Origin of the sequence: Corynebacterium sp. HMSC064E08, assembly GCF_001811805.1 — a bacterium.
In the GTDB taxonomy this organism is placed as follows: domain Bacteria; phylum Actinomycetota; class Actinomycetes; order Mycobacteriales; family Mycobacteriaceae; genus Corynebacterium; species Corynebacterium jeikeium_D.
Map to the genome: position 1 here is coordinate 226,472 of NZ_KV806700.1, position 16,276 is coordinate 242,747.

Genomic DNA, 16,276 nt, shown 5'->3' on the forward strand with positions numbered 1-16,276 from the left:
TGCTTAGCGACGGCGCTTGCGAGCCGCCTTCCGACGCTGCGCTCGGTTGCCCTCAGACTCTTGATCCACGCGCTGCTGCTCTGCACTGCCGTCCTCGCTGGGGCCGGAGTAAGTCATCTGCTGATTTTGCTCAGCAGCTTCCGTTGGCAGAGCTGGAGCCTGGTTCTCCTGCCCCTCGGCGTTTTCCACTGCAGGCATAACCTGCTTACGGATCAGGAACAACTGACGAACCGATTCTTCCTTGATGCCGTCCATCATCGCGGTGAACATGTCGTAGCCCTCACGCTGGTACTCCACCAGCGGGTCAGCCTGGGCCATGGCGCGCAAGCCAATGCCCTCCTTGAGGTAGTCCATCTCGTAGAGGTGCTCGCGCCACTTCTGGTCCATGACGTTCAGGATGGTGAAGCGCTCGATGTTGCGCATCTGGTCGTCGCCGCCAATTGCGGAGACCGCATCCTCAAGCTGGTCGTAGCTGGCCGAGATGTCCGTGTGCAGAGCCTTGGACAGCTCATCGGCCGAGAGGTCACCCGGGGTACCGAAGTCAGAGCCATCAATAAGCTCTTGCGCCGTAAACGTCGGGCTGTAGAGCTGCTCTAGGGCATTCCACAGCTCGTCGAGGTCCCAATCCTCCACGTAACCGTCAGCGGTGGCACCGTTGACATACGCATCGACGACGTCGTCCTGCATGTCACGGACCTGAGTCTTCAAATCCTCACCTTCGAGGATGCGACGGCGCTCAGCGTAGATGACCTTACGCTGCTGGTTCATAACCTCGTCATACTTCAGAACATTCTTACGGATTTCGAAGTTCTGGCTTTCCACCTGAGCCTGAACGCTCTTAATGGAGTTGGAGACAACCTTGGAGTCAATAGGAACGTCATCCGGGACATTCAGAGTGTTCATCAGCGCTTCCATGCGCTGACCGTTGAAGCGAACCATGAGATCATCGCGCATGGACAGGTAAAAGCGGGTAACGCCCGGGTCACCCTGACGACCGGTACGACCACGCAACTGATTATCAATACGGCGCGACTCATGGCGCTCAGTGCCCAGGACGTAGAGGCCACCGGCCTCACGTACCTTGTCAGCTTCTTCCTTCGACTGCTGACGAACACGCTCAATCTCAGCGTCCCACGCCTCTTCGTATTCTTCCGGAGTTTCCACCGGGTCCAGACCACGAGAGCGCAGATTCAGGTCAGCGATGATGTCCGGGTTACCGCCCAGCACGATGTCAGTACCACGACCGGCCATGTTAGTTGCCACGGTAACGCCTCCGAGCCGACCCGCCACTGCGACAATCTCAGCTTCCTTCTCGTGGTGCTTAGCGTTCAGCACAGAGTGAGGAATACCTTCGCGCTGCAGGAGCTTGGAAAGGTACTCGGATTTCTCGACTGACGTCGTGCCAACGAGAACTGGCTGGCCCTTTTCATGGCATTCGCGGATGTCCTCGACAACAGCGGCGAACTTTGCCTCCTGCGTCTTGTAAATCAGGTCGGGCAGATCCTCACGCTGCTTCGGGCGATTCGGCGGGATCGCCATGACGTTCAGCTTGTAAATCTGGTGCAGCTCAGCCGCTTCGGTCTCAGCCGTACCGGTCATACCGGACAGCTTGTCGTAGAGGCGGAAGTAGTTCTGGAGCGTGACGGTTGCCAGCGTCTGGTTCTCGTTTTTAATCTCCACCCCTTCCTTGGCCTCAATTGCCTGGTGCATGCCCTCGTTATAGCGACGGCCTGCCAGCACACGACCGGTGAACTCATCGACAATGAGGATCTCACCATTACGAATAATGTAATCCTTGTCGCGGGTGAACAGTTCCTTGGCCTTCAGGGCATTGTTCAGGTAACTGACCAGCGAAGAGTTTTCCGGAGCATACAGGTTGGCAATGCCCAGCTGATCCTCAACGAATTCAACACCCTCTTCACGAATACCGATGGTGCGCTTACGCTCATCGACTTCGTAGTGAATATCGCGCTTCATACGCGGCACGATCTTGGAGAACGCCAGGTACCAGTGCGGATCGCCATCTGCCGGACCGGAAATAATTAATGGGGTACGGGCCTCGTCAATCAGAATCGAGTCAACCTCATCGACGATGGCGAAGTGGTGCCCACGCTGCACCAAATCGTCGAGCGAATGCGCCATGTTATCGCGCAGGTAGTCAAAGCCGAACTCGTTGTTCGTGCCGTAGGTGATGTCGGCAGCATAGGCCTTGCGACGCTGGTCCGGACTGAGCTCAGAGAGAATCACGGAAGTCTCAAGCCCCAGGAAGCGGTGGACTCGACCCATCCACTCCGCGTCACGCTTAGCCAGGTAGTCATTAACCGTAACGACATGAACACCCTTGCCTGCCAACGCATTGAGGTATGCGGGCAGCACACAGGTCAGGGTCTTACCTTCACCAGTCCCCATCTCGGCAACGTTGCCGAAGTGCAGTGCCGCACCGCCCATAACCTGGACGCGGTAGTGCTTCTGCCCCAGCACGCGCCAGGATGCCTCGCGCGCCGTGGCGAAAGCATCCAGCAGCAAATCGTCTACATCGGCACCGTCAGCCAGCTGCTTCTTAAACTCCTCGGTCTTGGCACGGAGTTCATCGTCTGAAAGAGCTGCGTACTCGTCTTCCTTGGCGATGACCTGATCTGCAATATTGCCAAGCCTCTTGACAGCGCGGCCTTCACCAATGCGGAGCAACTTGCTGAGCGAAAACACTAAATTGGGACCTTTCCGGCCGATTCACGTCGAACTTTAATGTGCAACGGTTGATTATACGACGAACCCGCCTTCCCTTCTAAGAGAAGACGGGCTCATGTGAGCAATTACTTACCAATACACAGCTCTGCGCGGTATTGCGTGCTCTTTTTGGTGAAGACTTACTTCTCGTCTTCGTCTGCCAGCTCAATCAGACCGTAGTCGTATGCGTGACGACGGTAGACCACGGACGGACGAGAGGTTGCCTCGTTAACGAAGAGGTAGAAGTCGTGACCGACGAGCTCCATCTCAGACAGAGCATCTTCCACCGTCATCGGAGTTGCGGAGTGCTGCTTGGTACGCACAACCTGGCCCGGGGTCACGTCCTCAACCAGATCCTCGTACGGATCAGCCTTTTCCGGAGCCGCTGCCTCAGCCTCTGCAACCAGCGAAGCAGTTGCCTCGCCGACGGACATCGGTGCACGGTGGCCAGAACGGCTAATCTTGCGGCGAGCCTTCACCTTACGCAGGGAGCGCTCCATCTTGCCCAGAGCAGACTCCAGTGCAGCGTAGAAGCTATCTTCCTTCGCTTCCGCACGAGCCAGGTGTCCCTTGCCAGTAGCGGTGATCTGAATACGGTCAGAGCGGTCTGCACGGCGCGGATTCGGCTCGTGCTGGAGCTCCACGTGGAAGAAGGTCAAAGTCGGGTCGAGGCGCTCAATCTTCGCCAGCTTCGCCTTAACACGATCTGCGAAGTGCTCTGGAACCTCAACATTGCGCCCGGTGATGGTCACCTGAGCGTTCGGGCTGAGTACCTCGTTGTTGTCAGCAGGTGTGGACACTTGCTACCTACCTCCCGGTATGGCCACCGCCCTTCCGTGAGCGGGATTACTCACGGCGTCTACGGTGACGAGTCTTTCTGCACCCCCAGGATACAGTTCCGGGGGTAACCAATGCCACGTTCCCCTCGTTTATTTTTCGCTTGCCGACGACACCCCCTGCGTCTACGCCCGGGCGAGCACCAACACCATGTCGATGCGAATCCCCAATGACGCTGCCACCAACTCGGTTTCCGCTGCAGTGGCACCAGTGGTGGCCACATCATCAACCAGAATTACTGTCGCCTTCGCACAGCGTTGTCGCAGCTTGTCGCTAATTCCGCGCTTGAATTGCGTCAGCGGCACAATGTGGCCAGAAAGATTTCGTCTGCGTTGAGAAGCCCCCAGCTCCGCGGAATCCCGCGTGCGCCCGCCAATGCGCACCAGGGGCAATACCGAACTGGAGGGGAGCTGACTGCAAGCAAAGTCGCAGGCAATTGTTACCGGGTCCCCACCCCGTTGTCGACGGGATGACGATCTTGTCGGCGCGGGAATCAAAATGACGGGGGTAATTTCCGGGGGCATTATATGGCCATCAGAGGCCAGCCTTCGTACCGCAGCGGCGAACACGGCCCCCATGATTCGTCTAGCTTCACCACTGCCCCGTTCTTTGGCCGACAAAATGAGATGTCTCCTCGCACCCGAGTACGGACCGCAGGTCCACGCTGCTGCGCGTAACGAAGCCCGCGGTGAAAACCGCACTGGAGGTTGCTGAAGATCGTCCTTGCAATCGCGACACAGCGCCCCGGAGCAGCCGCACACCGGACAGGTTTCCGGTATCACGAGGCCGATTGCATCGCGGGTAACGTCGTAAAGCACGCGCAGAAATTCCTGCGATGACCTCCCCTGCGCCATTAATCCCCTCCCCGATTTGCGCTTATTCCACAGACACCGGAGCCATTCGACCGCGCGCACCCGGAACCTGGCGCCAGAACTGCTGCTGCCCCTCGCTGGAGATCAGCTCCATGACACCGGTGGCATCCAATGCGTAACGCTTCGACGAGGTCGCGGTAACTACAGGAATTGGCGGTGTCAGGTTGAGCTTCGGCAGAACGGAGCTAGTCGCACCGTCCGGGAAGGCACTCCACATCGGAGTGTCTCCGCTGTAACCACCCACCGTGACCGTTTGATTCGGCGACCACGTCAGCGACACCGGGGAGACGTTTTCAGGTAGCGGCAGAGCGCGCGGATGCGTCAACTTCCACGGTTTATCGTCATGCCTTTCGATGGTGGCGATATAGACTTCACCAGCGATAATCATCGCTACCTGCGTGCCTGAAGAATCGACGCGGAATTCAGAAATACCGGCGCTCGGGCGCCCCGTGCCTTCGCCGCCGTCAAGAAGGTGATTGAGCTCAGAGGTATCAACCTCCTCCTGCTGAATCCGAGATGACGTCGACTGCCGAACCAGGCGTACGACGGTTGTACCGTCCTTCACTGTCCAGACCGCCTCGGCGTCTGGAGACCATGTCGGACGGGTGAGACTCTCGCCAGTCAGCACAGGAACCGGCTGATCTTGAATTCCGCCGAGCATCAATGTGGACTCACCGAGGTCATACGAACCGGCACGACCATCCACGGCCGAGCGGAACACAGCGGCAATAAGCTCGCTGCCATTGGGGTTGACGCCCACTGCCGCGGAAAACACCGCAGTGCTGCCGCTGGCGGTCCAGCCGCGCCCCACAGGTGTAGCGTGGCCGTCAGCAATCTCGTAGATACCGCTGCGGTCGACCGTCCGCAACGGTGCGTTATCAGCCGGTAGATGATTCGGGTCGTAGAGCTGGATTGCGTCAGTGTCCTTCGTCCACGGCTCGTCGTGGCTGGCAACCAGTGGTTCGCCGTCGGCCATGAGAATCCACGGACCACGGAAATCTGCCGAATCGAGAGTCCAGATAATCTGCGCCGCGAGCATGACACGCAGTTCCTCGGAAACATCACCCAACCCGGTGATTTCGACCCTGCGACCGTCCGCGTTGGACACAGGTCCTGCTTCTACCGCAATCGAGGCATTGGGCTTGAGCACGGTAGTGACGCCCGGTCGCAGCGGTGCTGATGGTCCGTTCTTCAGCTTTGTCAACAGATTGGTCGCGCCATCGGTGACGCCACGATAGAGCCAACGACGATCTGTGACCAAATGATTACCCGCCGGGTCGAGGAAATAGACATTGCGAGGCACATTGTTTTCCAGGAATACCTGACGCTCCATGACAACACCGTCGGGCAGCGAGGAAATGCGCCACTGTCCATCCGAACCGAGCTTCATCTCCACGGTTTCCTCATAGTCACCGGACTGGGGCTCATAAGCACCATCAGTACCAAATTGACCAACGCTGCGACCTCGGGCAACGAAGGACTGTCGCGATCCTCCATCTTCCCGCTGAGCGATGAGGTTGACACCGTCGAGAATGCGGGCACTATCTTGCGGTTTCCAACTGGCCGCAAGTTCCGGGGTCATGAAGGCACGCATAGCTTGAAAATCATCAACCGGATGCGCGGCCGCGGCGAAAAAGTCGCGCAGGACAATGTCTGCATTGACATTCGGACGTGGCTGCGGAACTTCAATACGAACCTGGGGCGGCTCAAACGGACGCAGCACCTGGGGGCTGGTGTTCCGCGGAATGGTGGTACATCCTGCGGCCGTGCCCAAAATGATCACCGAGCTAAGCGCCACTGTCTTACGCAGGACGCGACGAGCCTTTGACTGTTGCTGCGCCGTCATTTAACTATCCTCCTCTCGTGCCTGTTGGGATTCGCTATCGCTAGCCCTCTGCCCCTTACCCTGATCCTGGCTCTTGGCTTGCGGTGCATTCGATTCCGATTCCAACTCCCGTGCACCAATTTCCCGCTGGTGCGGAATCTGATCGGGCAGCGGGGGAACTTCCAGTCCGAGCGGATGCTCGCCGAAGCTCGCATCGGGCTCCAGCGGCACAGTCAGACGGAAACAGCTACCGACCGTCGGCACGCCAAATGCCTCTAGTTCCCCACCGTGCAATTGTGCGTCCTCGCGTGCGATCGCCAAGCCAAGTCCCGTACCGCCGGTGCGTCGGACACGCGAGGGGTCAGCACGCCAGAAACGGTTAAACACCAGTTCCTGCTGCTCCGGCTTTAGCCCCACACCGTGGTCAACGACCGTAAACGAAACCGCGGAATCGCTCGCCCGCACGGTGACATCCACCGGATTGCCCTCACTGTGGTCAACAGCGTTGGCCATAAGATTGCGTAGCACGCGCTCGATACGACGCGAGTCGACTGTCGCCATTACCGGTTCATCGGGCAGATGGAAGCGGATGGGCGTACCGGTCTCCTTAGCCACGACCGTTACCTGCTGATAGGCAGCATCCACGCAGCGACGAACATCGACCTTTTCTGCGGATAGGTCTGCAACGCCGGCATCGTGGCGTGAGATCTCAAGCAGGTCATTGAGAAGCATCTCAAAACGCTCAAGCTCCTCATTCATCAGCTCAGCTGCGCGGCGAGTCGCCGGATCGAGGTCCTCAGCGCCGTCCGCAATAAGATCAGCGGCCATACGCACCGTGGTCAGAGGTGTCCTCAACTCATGCGAAACATCGGAGGTGAACTGTCGCTGCAGACTGCCGTATTCCTCCAGCTGTCTAATCTGCGTCGACAGCGATTCGGCCATCTTGTTAAAACTCATGGCCAGTCGCGCCATGTCATCTTCACCCTGCACGACCATGCGTTCGCGCAAGTGACCGTCGGCAAAGCGCTGGGCAATCTGGGCGGCGGAACGCACTGGTGTCGTCACCTGATTGGAGAAGAACCAAGTAATACCGCCGAGAAGCGCCATGATGATTACTGTCGCACCTGCGAGCAGACCACGAACCAACTTAATAGTCGATTCCTCTGCAGCCATAGAGGTGACCAGATAGAGCTCGAGCCCATCAACCGAAGTAGAAGTGGGACTACCGATAATTAACGCCGAGTATGTGTCGCCGCGGTTATCAGTGACTTGGCGTACCTGATACGCAATTTGCCCTTGTCGGACTACTTCATGCAATCGCTCTGGAACATCGGCCTTAATCGGCGATGAAGCCAACACCGTGCCTCGCGGCACCGGCGCCACGAGCAGTGGTTCATAACTTGTCAGTGGTGCAGCACCGGAACCGGCTGCACGGTTCACAAGAGCATCGCGTCCCACGTTGAGCAGAGCTTGCAGCTCGTTGGACGAAGAGTTCTCAATCGCCCGCTCCACCACTGCGCGAGCACGGTCAATTTCCTCGTCGGCAGCGGTAACCTTTGCGTCGATAAGCCGCTGGGTAACAATAGTCGCCAACGCGAAACCGAGTACCGCAATCACCATCGCGCTCAGTACCACCACGGAGGTCAGAATGCGCGCTTGGATAGACGTGCGCCAGAGCGTAACCGCCCAGGTCACTCCCCTATTGGTGAAGTCTCGAAGCTTCGTTATTAATCGACGCAAGAATCGGCTCCCACTAAAGCTGACTGGCCTTGTTTAGTCACCCGTCTTGTACCCGACACCGCGGACGGTCAGCACAATCTGCGGGTTTTCCGGATCCAGTTCGATCTTCGAGCGCAGACGCTGAACGTGAACGTTGACGAGTCGAGTATCCGAGGTGTGCTGATATCCCCAGACCTTTTCCAACAACTCATCACGGGAAAAGACCTGCTTCGGACGGGATGCAAGAGTGTGCAATAGGTCAAACTCCAACGGGGTCAGAGAAATCTCCTTGCCATCACGGAACACGGCGTGACCGGGCACGTCGATGGTCAAGTCGCCGACCTCGAGGGTCTCGCTCGGGCTGTCCTCTTGACGACGCAGCCGAGCGCGCACGCGCGCCACGAGCTCCTTCGGCTTAAAGGGCTTCGTGACATAGTCATCCGCACCGGATTCCAGGCCGAGGACCACATCGACTGTGTCGGTCTTCGCAGTCAACATGATGATCGGCACCGCCGATGTCTCTCGCACAGTGCGACAGACATCGACACCACTCATGCCCGGCAACATGAGATCCAGCAGAATCAAATCTGGATTCTCCCGCTCTGCTGCCTTGACAGCTTCGAGGCCATCGTCGACTACTACTGTGTCGAAGCCCTCGCGCTCCATCACCATCGTGAGCATTTCGGCGATGGCCGGATCATCATCAACAACCAGGATTTTTGAGCTCATGCGTCATATTCTAAACGTAAAGCTATCTAGTTCTGTAGTTTCCCGTTGAGGTGGCTAGCGCAGGCGTGCACTGATCCATTCCACAAGGCGGTCCGCCCCATCGTCCCCCGTAAGCATCAGCCATGGTGACTGCCACGAGCCCTCCGCGAACTTTTGGTACGCCGCTAGTGTGCGCTCCTGCAAACCCGAGTCCTTTTCGTAGGCATCCCTAGTTCGCTGCACATCAGAGGCTTCCCGCTTGCGTGCGCGGTCGGCTGCCACTCCCACCGACGTGGCCAGACAGACCTGAACGTCGGGAAGCGGAAGCTGGAAATCCTCGAATTCGGTCTTCTCAATCCACTCGACGATCGCCGGATTCTGTGTGCGAGCCAGGGAGTAGGCCGCGTTGGACGCGACGTAGCGGTCGATAATCAGAACATCGTTCTCGTGCGCTGCATCAACAATCGCTTGACGACGTTCTTTGCGGTCCAGAGCGAACAGGAGTGCCATTGCCCAAGCGGAGTCCGCGGTGTCGCCGAGCTGACCGTGCAAGGCTTGATCGGCGAAATCAGCGAAGATTGTCTGCCGGTACGCCGGAAAGGTCATCGAAGAAACGGAGTGTCCTTGACTTCGGAGTTGATTGGTAACAGCTGTGACAAGCGTGTTCTTGCCAGCACCGTCGATTCCTTCGACTGCGATAATCAAATTCTTCTCCTCGCACACATGGCTGCGGCCTAGCCTTGGCTAGAACTAGTAGCGGTAGTGCTCTGGCTTATACGGGCCCTCGACGTCAACGCCGATGTATTCGGCCTGTTCCTTGGACAGTCGGGTGAGCTCACCGCCGAGTGCCTCGACGTGAATGCGAGCGACCTTCTCATCCAGAATCTTCGGCAGACGGTGGACAGTGTTGTCGTACTTATCACCGTTGCAGTAGAGCTCAATCTGCGCGATTGTCTGGTCGGCGAAGGAGGTCGACATTACGAAGGACGGGTGTCCGGTGGCATTACCCAGGTTGAGCAGGCGCCCCTCGGAAAGCACAATCAGAGAGCGTTCCTCGCCGTCAGCATGCGGGAAGATGTACTCGGTGACCTGCGGCTTGATCTCCACACGACGGACATCATCGCGGTGGTGCAGGCTATGCATGTCGATCTCGTTGTCGAAGTGGCCGATGTTGCCCAGCAGCGCGTGGTTCTTCATCTGCTGCATGTGCTCGAAAGTGATGACGTCCTTGTTGCCTGTGGCGGTGATGACAATGTCGACATCTGCGATGACGCTCTCAGTAGCGACGACGTCGAAACCGTCCATCAATGCCTGCAATGCGTTAATCGGGTCGGCCTCGGTGACCTGAACGCGAGCGCCCTGACCCGCCAGCGCCTCCGCGCAGCCCTTTCCCACATCGCCGTAACCGCAAACCAGCACATTCTTGCCGCCAACCAGCATGTCGGTACCGCGGTTGATGCCGTCCAGAAGGCTGTGGCGGGTGCCGTACTTGTTATCGAACTTGGACTTGGTGACCGCATCGTTGACGTTCATGGCCGGGAATGGCAGCACGCCCTGCTCTGCGAAGTGGTAGAGGCGGTGGACACCAGTGGTGGTCTCCTCTGTGACACCCTTGACCGACTTTGCAATTCGGTGCCAACGGCCGGCATCCTTCTCCAGGCTGGCGCGAAGCATGTCCTTGAAGGCAATAAACTCGTCCGAATCCGACTCTTCTGCTGGCGGCACCAGGCCAGCATCCTCGAATTCCATGCCCTTAATAACAGCCATGGTGGCGTCGCCGCCGTCGTCCAGAATCATGTTGGCATCTTCATCGCCCCAGTCGAAGATGCGGTCGAGGCACCACCAGTACTCCTCCAGCGTCTCGCCCTTCCAAGCGAAAACCGGAACACCCTGCGGGTCCTCCGGAGTGCCGTCTCGCCCAACGACGACAGCCGCAGCGGCCTCATCCTGGGTGGAGAAGATGTTGCAGGAAGCCCAGCGAACCTCTGCGCCCAGCGCCGTCAAGGTCTCGATGAGCACCGCGGTTTGAACCGTCATGTGAATGGAGCCGGAAATACGGGCACCGGCCAGTGGCTGCTGCTCTGCATACTCTTCGCGCAGGGCCATCAGGCCTGGCATCTCGTGCTCGGCCAGACGAATCTGGTGACGACCGGCCTCAGCCAGGGAGAGGTCTGCAACCTTGAAATCAATGTTCTTCGAGGACATGTAACGCTTTCTCTAGATTCTTTGACGTGAGATTCTTCTTAAAGAATCACTACTGGGGACGCGAGAATTACTCTACCGCTTCGACACAGTTTTCCAGCGCCGCCTGGTCAGACTCACTGAGTTCCCCCAGAAGACTATCGAACACCTCGGAGGCGATAGCCAACGCATCCTCCTCGCTGCCGTGTGCCTCCGAGATTCCCTCCCGGATGAAGCTGTAGTCCTCCACAATGTCACCGCCGCTAAATGGCGCACCATTCCAAATTGCAATAATCACAGCCGCCGCGAGTGCGCAGGCCTTCTCATCGCTACTTTCGGAATCCACCCCAATGCGGCCAGCATCAATCAATGCACCAACGCGATCCTGTGAGTCGAGATCCTGAACCTCATCGAAGAGTTCAATGACCGAATCGCTTCCAAAAACCTCAGTCTCCCAGATGGACATGATAGGTGGCCACGCTCCTTTCGCGCTTCGAACCAATTGCCAGTTTTCGTCTTCGACGAGCGCTTTCCGAAGAGCGCTTTTCGACGAGCCCACGGTAATCTGGCCGCCGACCTAATAGCTGTCGTCTGCACGCGCCGCTAGCCGGAAAACCGCATGTGGCCTTACCGAAGTTCTACCCGACTTTTCGCCACTTTTACAGTGCGAGAGACTTATTTAATCCCCTCAACACAATTTTCACCCTAGAGAGAAGATAACGGGCATGTTAAGTTAGTTCCCAGACCTCGTAATGTAACTGTTATCTTTTTCGTTACAGGGCGACCTCACGCATGACACGAAAGGAGTACCTACCATGGTGAAGAAGGCTTTTGGAGCTCTTCTGCTCGCAGCCCTTCCCCTGAGCGTTTCGCTCGTTGGCTGCTCCGATAGCAATGCTGCCGAGGGGGCGAACCCGGAAAACGCCGGCTCTCAGTCGAAAATGGAGACCTCTGCTCCGCTGCCTCCAGTTCCTAGTGATGCCGAGCTGCAGCAGAGCACTGAATCGAATTCGGATTCCTCGCTGACTGAGACGACTGGCAGTCTGGTACCTCGTCCGACCACGCCATCGAGCAGCGAGATTGTAGAGGATCCGTACCTGCCACCGCAGGCGTATATCCCGCCGACTTCCACAAGCTCTAGTACGACAACTCCGACGTCGACCACATCAACACCTCCGACGACCACGGAGACCACAGAGCCCACGTCTGACGACGTTTCTTCGCCGACGCCCAGCAAGCCGGTGCCACTGCTACCGGAAGATAACTCGGAAAAGCCGAACGACAGTCTTCCGGAAGGCGACGGTGACGCAGCAGCTGAGCCGAAGCCGCCTTCATCGCAGGCGGAGTCCCAGTCGGGTACGCAAACCACAACTCCGTCCGAGACTCCTCAGAAAACTCCTTCGAACGAGCCGACGTCCCCGAAGGTGCCGACACCGCCGAACAACCAGGCCCCTTCGAAGGAGAAGGACACCACTGGCGGCAATGGGGCTATCAATAGCAAGATTTCCCCAATCCCGGAAAAGCCGAAGGACTCCGGATTCCTGGGAAATCTCTTCGATAACGACTAGGACTAACCCACCCGCGGGACGGTCGCGACAAAGACGGTTGCCCCGCCTTGGCGCGCAGTCAACTCAATATCGACTGCGTCAACAGCCGGAACCCAGGCCGCATGGCCACTGGGAACCTCAACCACGGAGTCGTCGTGACGCAACGCCACCGTGCCCGCGGTAGACAACACAACCGTGGCGGATTTTTCGTCGAGCAGAACATGTTCGCCCGGCTCCAGGTCCCGCGAACGAAGGCGGAACTCGCGCACCGGCGCGTCATAGTCATTCCAGCCATCATCGGTCAGCCGCGACTGCAGCACCGGATCTGGCAGCGGGCGGAAAGAGAGCACGCGTAGTAGCTCCACGACATCGACATGCTTAGAGGTCAGGCCTCCGCGCAACACGTTGTCGGAGTTGGCCATGATTTCCACGCCCATGCCATTGAGGTAAGCGTGCAACTGTCCCGCACCAAGGTAGATGGCTTCGCCCGGCTGTAAGCGAAGGCGATTAAGCAGCATCGACCCCAGAACTCCCGGGTCCCCCGGATACTTTCGAGCCAGTTCGCAGGTAGTCTCGGCTACTCGCGAGAACTCCTCGTCCTCGCCACTGTAATCCGCGCACTTAGCAGCCACGGCTTCGACCAGCTCATCGAGGACATCCTGGGGCAACGTCAACCACGTTGTAAACAATGCCCGCAGAGCGCTCTCGTCATCGGCGGCATCGAGCAGTCCCATGTAGTGGTCGAGCTCCGGTACCGCCAGCGCTGCGAGCAGCTCCTTCGTGCGCTCCACCGGGCGGAATCCGGCCAACGCGTCGAAGGTAGTCAGGGCGACAATGAGTTCTGGCTTGTGGTTATTGTCCCGGTAATTGCGGAAATGTGCAGTGGCCGGAATGCCCTCCGCATTTTCGCGTGCAAATCCCTCCTGAGCTTCTGCCAAGGTGGGGTGTGCCTGCAGCGACAGCGGCTCATCGGCTGCGAGCAGTTTCAACAGGAACGGCAGCCTGCCGTTGTCGGTGTCAATTGCGCATCCGAGCGCAGCCGCCGGATCCTGCGCAATGAGCTCATCCAACGGCGTGCCGGCCACTGTGGCCGATGCCAGTGCATGCGCACCAAACCACAGTTCCGCCCAGGGCTTCGATGTGGGAGCGTCCGCACCGGTGATTCTCGCCAAATGTGTACGAGACCCCCAGGGGTACGACTGCAGCACGGGGTCCAACAGCTCCATGCCCGTATCACTCCTCTAATAGTCACTACTGGCGCAAGCACGCCAATCTCACCGAAGCCCCAAAAGCCTTCGGTGACACCCGGCGATTACGCAGAAAACGCCGCAATCGCACCAACTCTGGCTGCAGTAACACATACTTCAACCAGTGGATGATGAGTCTCCGCATCAAGCGCAGGGCACTCCACACGAGCCCATCCAGCCTCGCCGTAGTGGTCCCGGTAGTGGCCCACATTGTTCGGCGCAGCTAAAACAATCGCCCCCAACGGTAGCACTGTCGCCCCTTCATCCCCACCATCTATGAACGGGTCATAGAAAATATCTCGGCTTTCCTGGGGTTCTGCAGCGAGCAATGCGCCCACGCTAAGAGACAATTCGCTTATCGACGACGCTGCCGAGACCACGCCTGCCTCGAGCATCTGTAACGATGCCAGCTCCGCTACCGGCGCCAGCGCCGAGGTCGTCGACACTGCAAGCATTCTGCGGCCTGCCAACCACTGCGCTACCTGCCGCGCGGGGTTAACTGTTTCATCTCGCTGCGGAGCACAAGCCGCAATATCGGCGTCCACCACATCGGCGACTTCCTCGACTACCCCGGCCGGAGCCAGAGCGGTGGCACCACATTCGGTGAGCACGCTGGCGATGACACCGACATAGGCGGTAAAGGACGCGGACTCCGCCATCGCCGGGCGCGGAACCACAACCGTATCGGGACTACCGGCGGCACGCAATGGCCCTTCACCGGGATCCACCACGATTGTGGCTGCTCCTCGCCTATCAGCTTCAGCCAGAGCTGCACCCAGTGGGCTGCCGGGGTTGTCATCACAGACGATGACCAAGTCGAGGGCGCCGACATAACTGGGCAACTGATGCGCAATTACGACCGGGCAGCGGATGTCGTCGGCAAGCGCGCGCACGGATTCGGCGGCGAGCTGCGCCCGACGATTTCCCACGAGGATGACCGCGCTGCGCGGCAGTGGAAGTTGAGCAAACGCTCCCCCGCGAGTCGCGGAGGCAGCAGCTCTGAGACCTGCGCCGGCAGTGGCCATACGGTAGAACAGGGCCTCTTGGCGCGGGTTATGGGAGGAGTCGAATGACGAGGTCATACTCCCAAGCATGCCTGAAAACGGGCGTGTGGGGTTGATTAACCGCGGATGATGCCGAGAACTTCGTCGACAAGAGCATCGACCTCAGCACGCGTCGGCGCCTCGACGTTCAGACGCAGCAGCGGCTCCGTATTGGAGGCCCGGACGTTGAACCACGCCTTGGAATCCGCCAGCTCAATGGTCAGGCCATCCATCCAGTCCGAGGACTCGGTGCGATCGGCAAAGGCAGTCTCGATTTCCTTCTGCTTTGCCTGCTGCTCCTCTGCGCTGCCCAGGCGGGAATTAATCTCGCCGGAGGCCTCGTAGCGGTTGTACTCGGCCATGAATTCGCTCAGTGGCTTGTCCTGCTCTGCCAGTGCAGCCAGGACGTGCATGGCGGCGAGCATGCCGGAGTCAGCGTTGAAGAATTCCTTGAAGTAGTAGTGTGCCGAATGCTCGCCACCAAAAACAGCACTGTGCTCGGCCATTTGCGCCTTAATAAAGGAGTGCCCAACACGGGTACGAACCGGGGTTCCGCCGTTTTCCACAATCATCTCCGGCACGACGTGTGAGGTGATCAGGTTATGGATGATAGCCGCGCCCGGGTTCTGCTCCAGGTAGCGGGTGGCCACCAACGCACAGATGGCCGATGGGCTGACCGGGTTACCCTTCTCATCGACGACGAAGCAGCGGTCAGCGTCGCCATCGAAGGCAATACCGATGTCTGCGCCCTGCTCCACCGTGAACTTCTGCAGGTCAACGAGGTTGGCGGGCTCCAATGGGTTGGCCTCATGATTCGGGAAGTTGCCGTCGAGCTCAAAGTAGAGGTCAGCAACATCCATGTCTTCCCCGAGCACTGCCGGGACTGTCAGTCCTCCCATACCGTTACCGGCATCGACTGCGATCTTCAGGCGACGGCCAGAGCGGATGTCGACCAGCCCATGGAGGAACGCCGCGTAATCCTGCAGAACATCCTCGTGATCAATTTCGCCCGGAGTGCCGGTGTACTCCGGGATTCCGTCGACAAGCAGATCCTTAATCTGAGCAAGCCCTGTCTCCTGCCCGATCGGGCGGGCGAGCGAACGGCACATCTTGATGCCGTTGTATTCAGCTGGGTTGTGGCTGGCAGTGAACATCGCGCCCGGGCATTCCTTTACTCCGGAGGCGAAATACAGCTCGTCCGTAGAGGTCAGGCCGAGCAGGGTGACGTTGAGCCCCTGTGCAGCCGCGCCGTCGGCGAAACTAGCCGCCAACTCCGGTGAGGACTCACGCATATCGTGGCCAACTACGGCACGTGTTGCGCCCTCTGAACGCATGATGTGTCCGAAGGCGGCGCCGATGGCTCCGACAAGGTCCGCGTCGATGCCCTCACCGACAACACCGCGCACGTCATAGGCCTTGATGACAGCATCCAAATCGGAACGATTGTAAGTGCCCACGAAAAACCTCTCTGGGTAAGTATCAGTTTTGTGAAAAATGATACTAGCCACAGAGAGGCTCTCACAAAGAAATGCCGCGGAAAGATGGCATGAGCTGGGGCACGGCGCCCGGC

The 16,276-nt window shown here is 58.6% G+C and carries 13 protein-coding genes; 1 reads left to right on the forward strand and 12 read right to left on the reverse strand.

The features are described 5' to 3' along the window. Nucleotides 1-3 precede the first annotated feature (3 nt). The 9 genes from secA to HMPREF2820_RS06670 all read right to left on the reverse strand — a co-directional run bounded on the left by secA (nt 4) and on the right by HMPREF2820_RS06670 (nt 11,335). A complete protein-coding gene (secA, locus tag HMPREF2820_RS06630; protein WP_049193304.1) occupies nt 4-2,706 on the reverse strand; it encodes a preprotein translocase subunit SecA in 2,703 nt (900 codons plus the stop codon). A 161-nt stretch (nt 2,707-2,867) separates the two neighbouring features. Further along, nucleotides 2,868-3,527 (reverse strand): ribosome hibernation-promoting factor, HPF/YfiA family, encoded by a 660-nt coding sequence (hpf, locus tag HMPREF2820_RS06635; protein WP_016422210.1) that lies wholly within the window; start codon nt 3,525-3,527, stop codon nt 2,868-2,870. Between the two features lie 162 nt (nt 3,528-3,689). Continuing rightward, on the reverse strand, nt 3,690-3,947 hold the full coding sequence (locus tag HMPREF2820_RS10695) for a hypothetical protein (protein ID WP_141751986.1): 258 nt from the start codon (nt 3,945-3,947) through the stop codon (nt 3,690-3,692). A 493-nt stretch (nt 3,948-4,440) separates the two neighbouring features. Further along, on the reverse strand, nt 4,441-6,282 hold the full coding sequence (locus tag HMPREF2820_RS06645; protein WP_070603447.1) for an LpqB family beta-propeller domain-containing protein: 1,842 nt from the start codon (nt 6,280-6,282) through the stop codon (nt 4,441-4,443). Beyond that, entirely contained in the window at nt 6,283-7,956 is a 1,674-nt protein-coding gene (mtrB, locus tag HMPREF2820_RS06650; RefSeq protein WP_210387011.1) for an MtrAB system histidine kinase MtrB, read from the reverse strand. It lies immediately after the preceding gene. A gap of 78 nt (nt 7,957-8,034) precedes the next feature. Further along, entirely contained in the window at nt 8,035-8,709 is a 675-nt protein-coding gene (mtrA, locus tag HMPREF2820_RS06655; protein ID WP_016422206.1) for an MtrAB system response regulator MtrA, read from the reverse strand. 54 nt (nt 8,710-8,763) lie between these two features. Further along, nucleotides 8,764-9,393 carry a dTMP kinase gene (locus HMPREF2820_RS06660; RefSeq protein ID WP_042389188.1) on the reverse strand — a complete coding sequence of 210 codons (630 nt, stop codon included), beginning with the start codon at nt 9,391-9,393 and terminating at the stop codon, nt 8,764-8,766. Between the two features lie 45 nt (nt 9,394-9,438). Further along, a complete protein-coding gene (gene ahcY, locus HMPREF2820_RS06665) occupies nt 9,439-10,893 on the reverse strand; it encodes an adenosylhomocysteinase (protein ID WP_016422204.1) in 1,455 nt (484 codons plus the stop codon). A 67-nt stretch (nt 10,894-10,960) separates the two neighbouring features. Next, complete coding sequence (locus HMPREF2820_RS06670) at nt 10,961-11,335, reverse strand: DUF4259 domain-containing protein (RefSeq protein ID WP_049191146.1); 375 nt, start codon at nt 11,333-11,335, stop codon at nt 10,961-10,963. Nucleotides 11,336-11,684: 349 nt separating this feature from the next. On the opposite strand from HMPREF2820_RS06670, the gene HMPREF2820_RS06675 reads away from it, so the two are divergent. Beyond that, complete coding sequence (locus HMPREF2820_RS06675; protein WP_016422202.1) at nt 11,685-12,437, forward strand: hypothetical protein; 753 nt, start codon at nt 11,685-11,687, stop codon at nt 12,435-12,437. A gap of 2 nt (nt 12,438-12,439) precedes the next feature. Here the strand turns inward: HMPREF2820_RS06675 and manA are convergent, their stop codons facing one another. From manA to HMPREF2820_RS06690, 3 genes are all read right to left on the reverse strand, one after another. Then, a complete protein-coding gene (gene manA / locus HMPREF2820_RS06680; RefSeq protein ID WP_070603450.1) occupies nt 12,440-13,642 on the reverse strand; it encodes a mannose-6-phosphate isomerase, class I in 1,203 nt (400 codons plus the stop codon). 86 nt (nt 13,643-13,728) lie between these two features. After that, on the reverse strand, nt 13,729-14,745 hold the full coding sequence (locus HMPREF2820_RS06685; protein WP_070603451.1) for a hypothetical protein: 1,017 nt from the start codon (nt 14,743-14,745) through the stop codon (nt 13,729-13,731). A 38-nt stretch (nt 14,746-14,783) separates the two neighbouring features. Next, nucleotides 14,784-16,163: a phosphomannomutase/phosphoglucomutase gene (locus tag HMPREF2820_RS06690; RefSeq protein ID WP_080985611.1), complete on the reverse strand. Its 1,380-nt coding sequence runs from the start codon at nt 16,161-16,163 to the stop codon at nt 14,784-14,786. Nucleotides 16,164-16,276 lie beyond the last annotated feature (113 nt).

Coding starts and splice junctions, on each gene's coding strand:
- HMPREF2820_RS06645 (WP_070603447.1), bottom strand. CDS start 6,282: ATGACGGCGCAGCAACAGTCAAAGGCTCGTCGCGTCCTGCGTAAGACA.
- mtrA (WP_016422206.1), bottom strand. CDS start 8,709: ATGAGCTCAAAAATCCTGGTTGTTGATGATGATCCGGCCATCGCCGAA.
- ahcY (WP_016422204.1), bottom strand. CDS start 10,893: ATGTCCTCGAAGAACATTGATTTCAAGGTTGCAGACCTCTCCCTGGCT.
- HMPREF2820_RS06670 (WP_049191146.1), bottom strand. CDS start 11,335: ATGTCCATCTGGGAGACTGAGGTTTTTGGAAGCGATTCGGTCATTGAA.
- HMPREF2820_RS06675 (WP_016422202.1), top strand. CDS start 11,685: ATGGTGAAGAAGGCTTTTGGAGCTCTTCTGCTCGCAGCCCTTCCCCTG.
- manA (WP_070603450.1), bottom strand. CDS start 13,642: ATGGAGCTGTTGGACCCCGTGCTGCAGTCGTACCCCTGGGGGTCTCGT.
- HMPREF2820_RS06685 (WP_070603451.1), bottom strand. CDS start 14,745: ATGACCTCGTCATTCGACTCCTCCCATAACCCGCGCCAAGAGGCCCTG.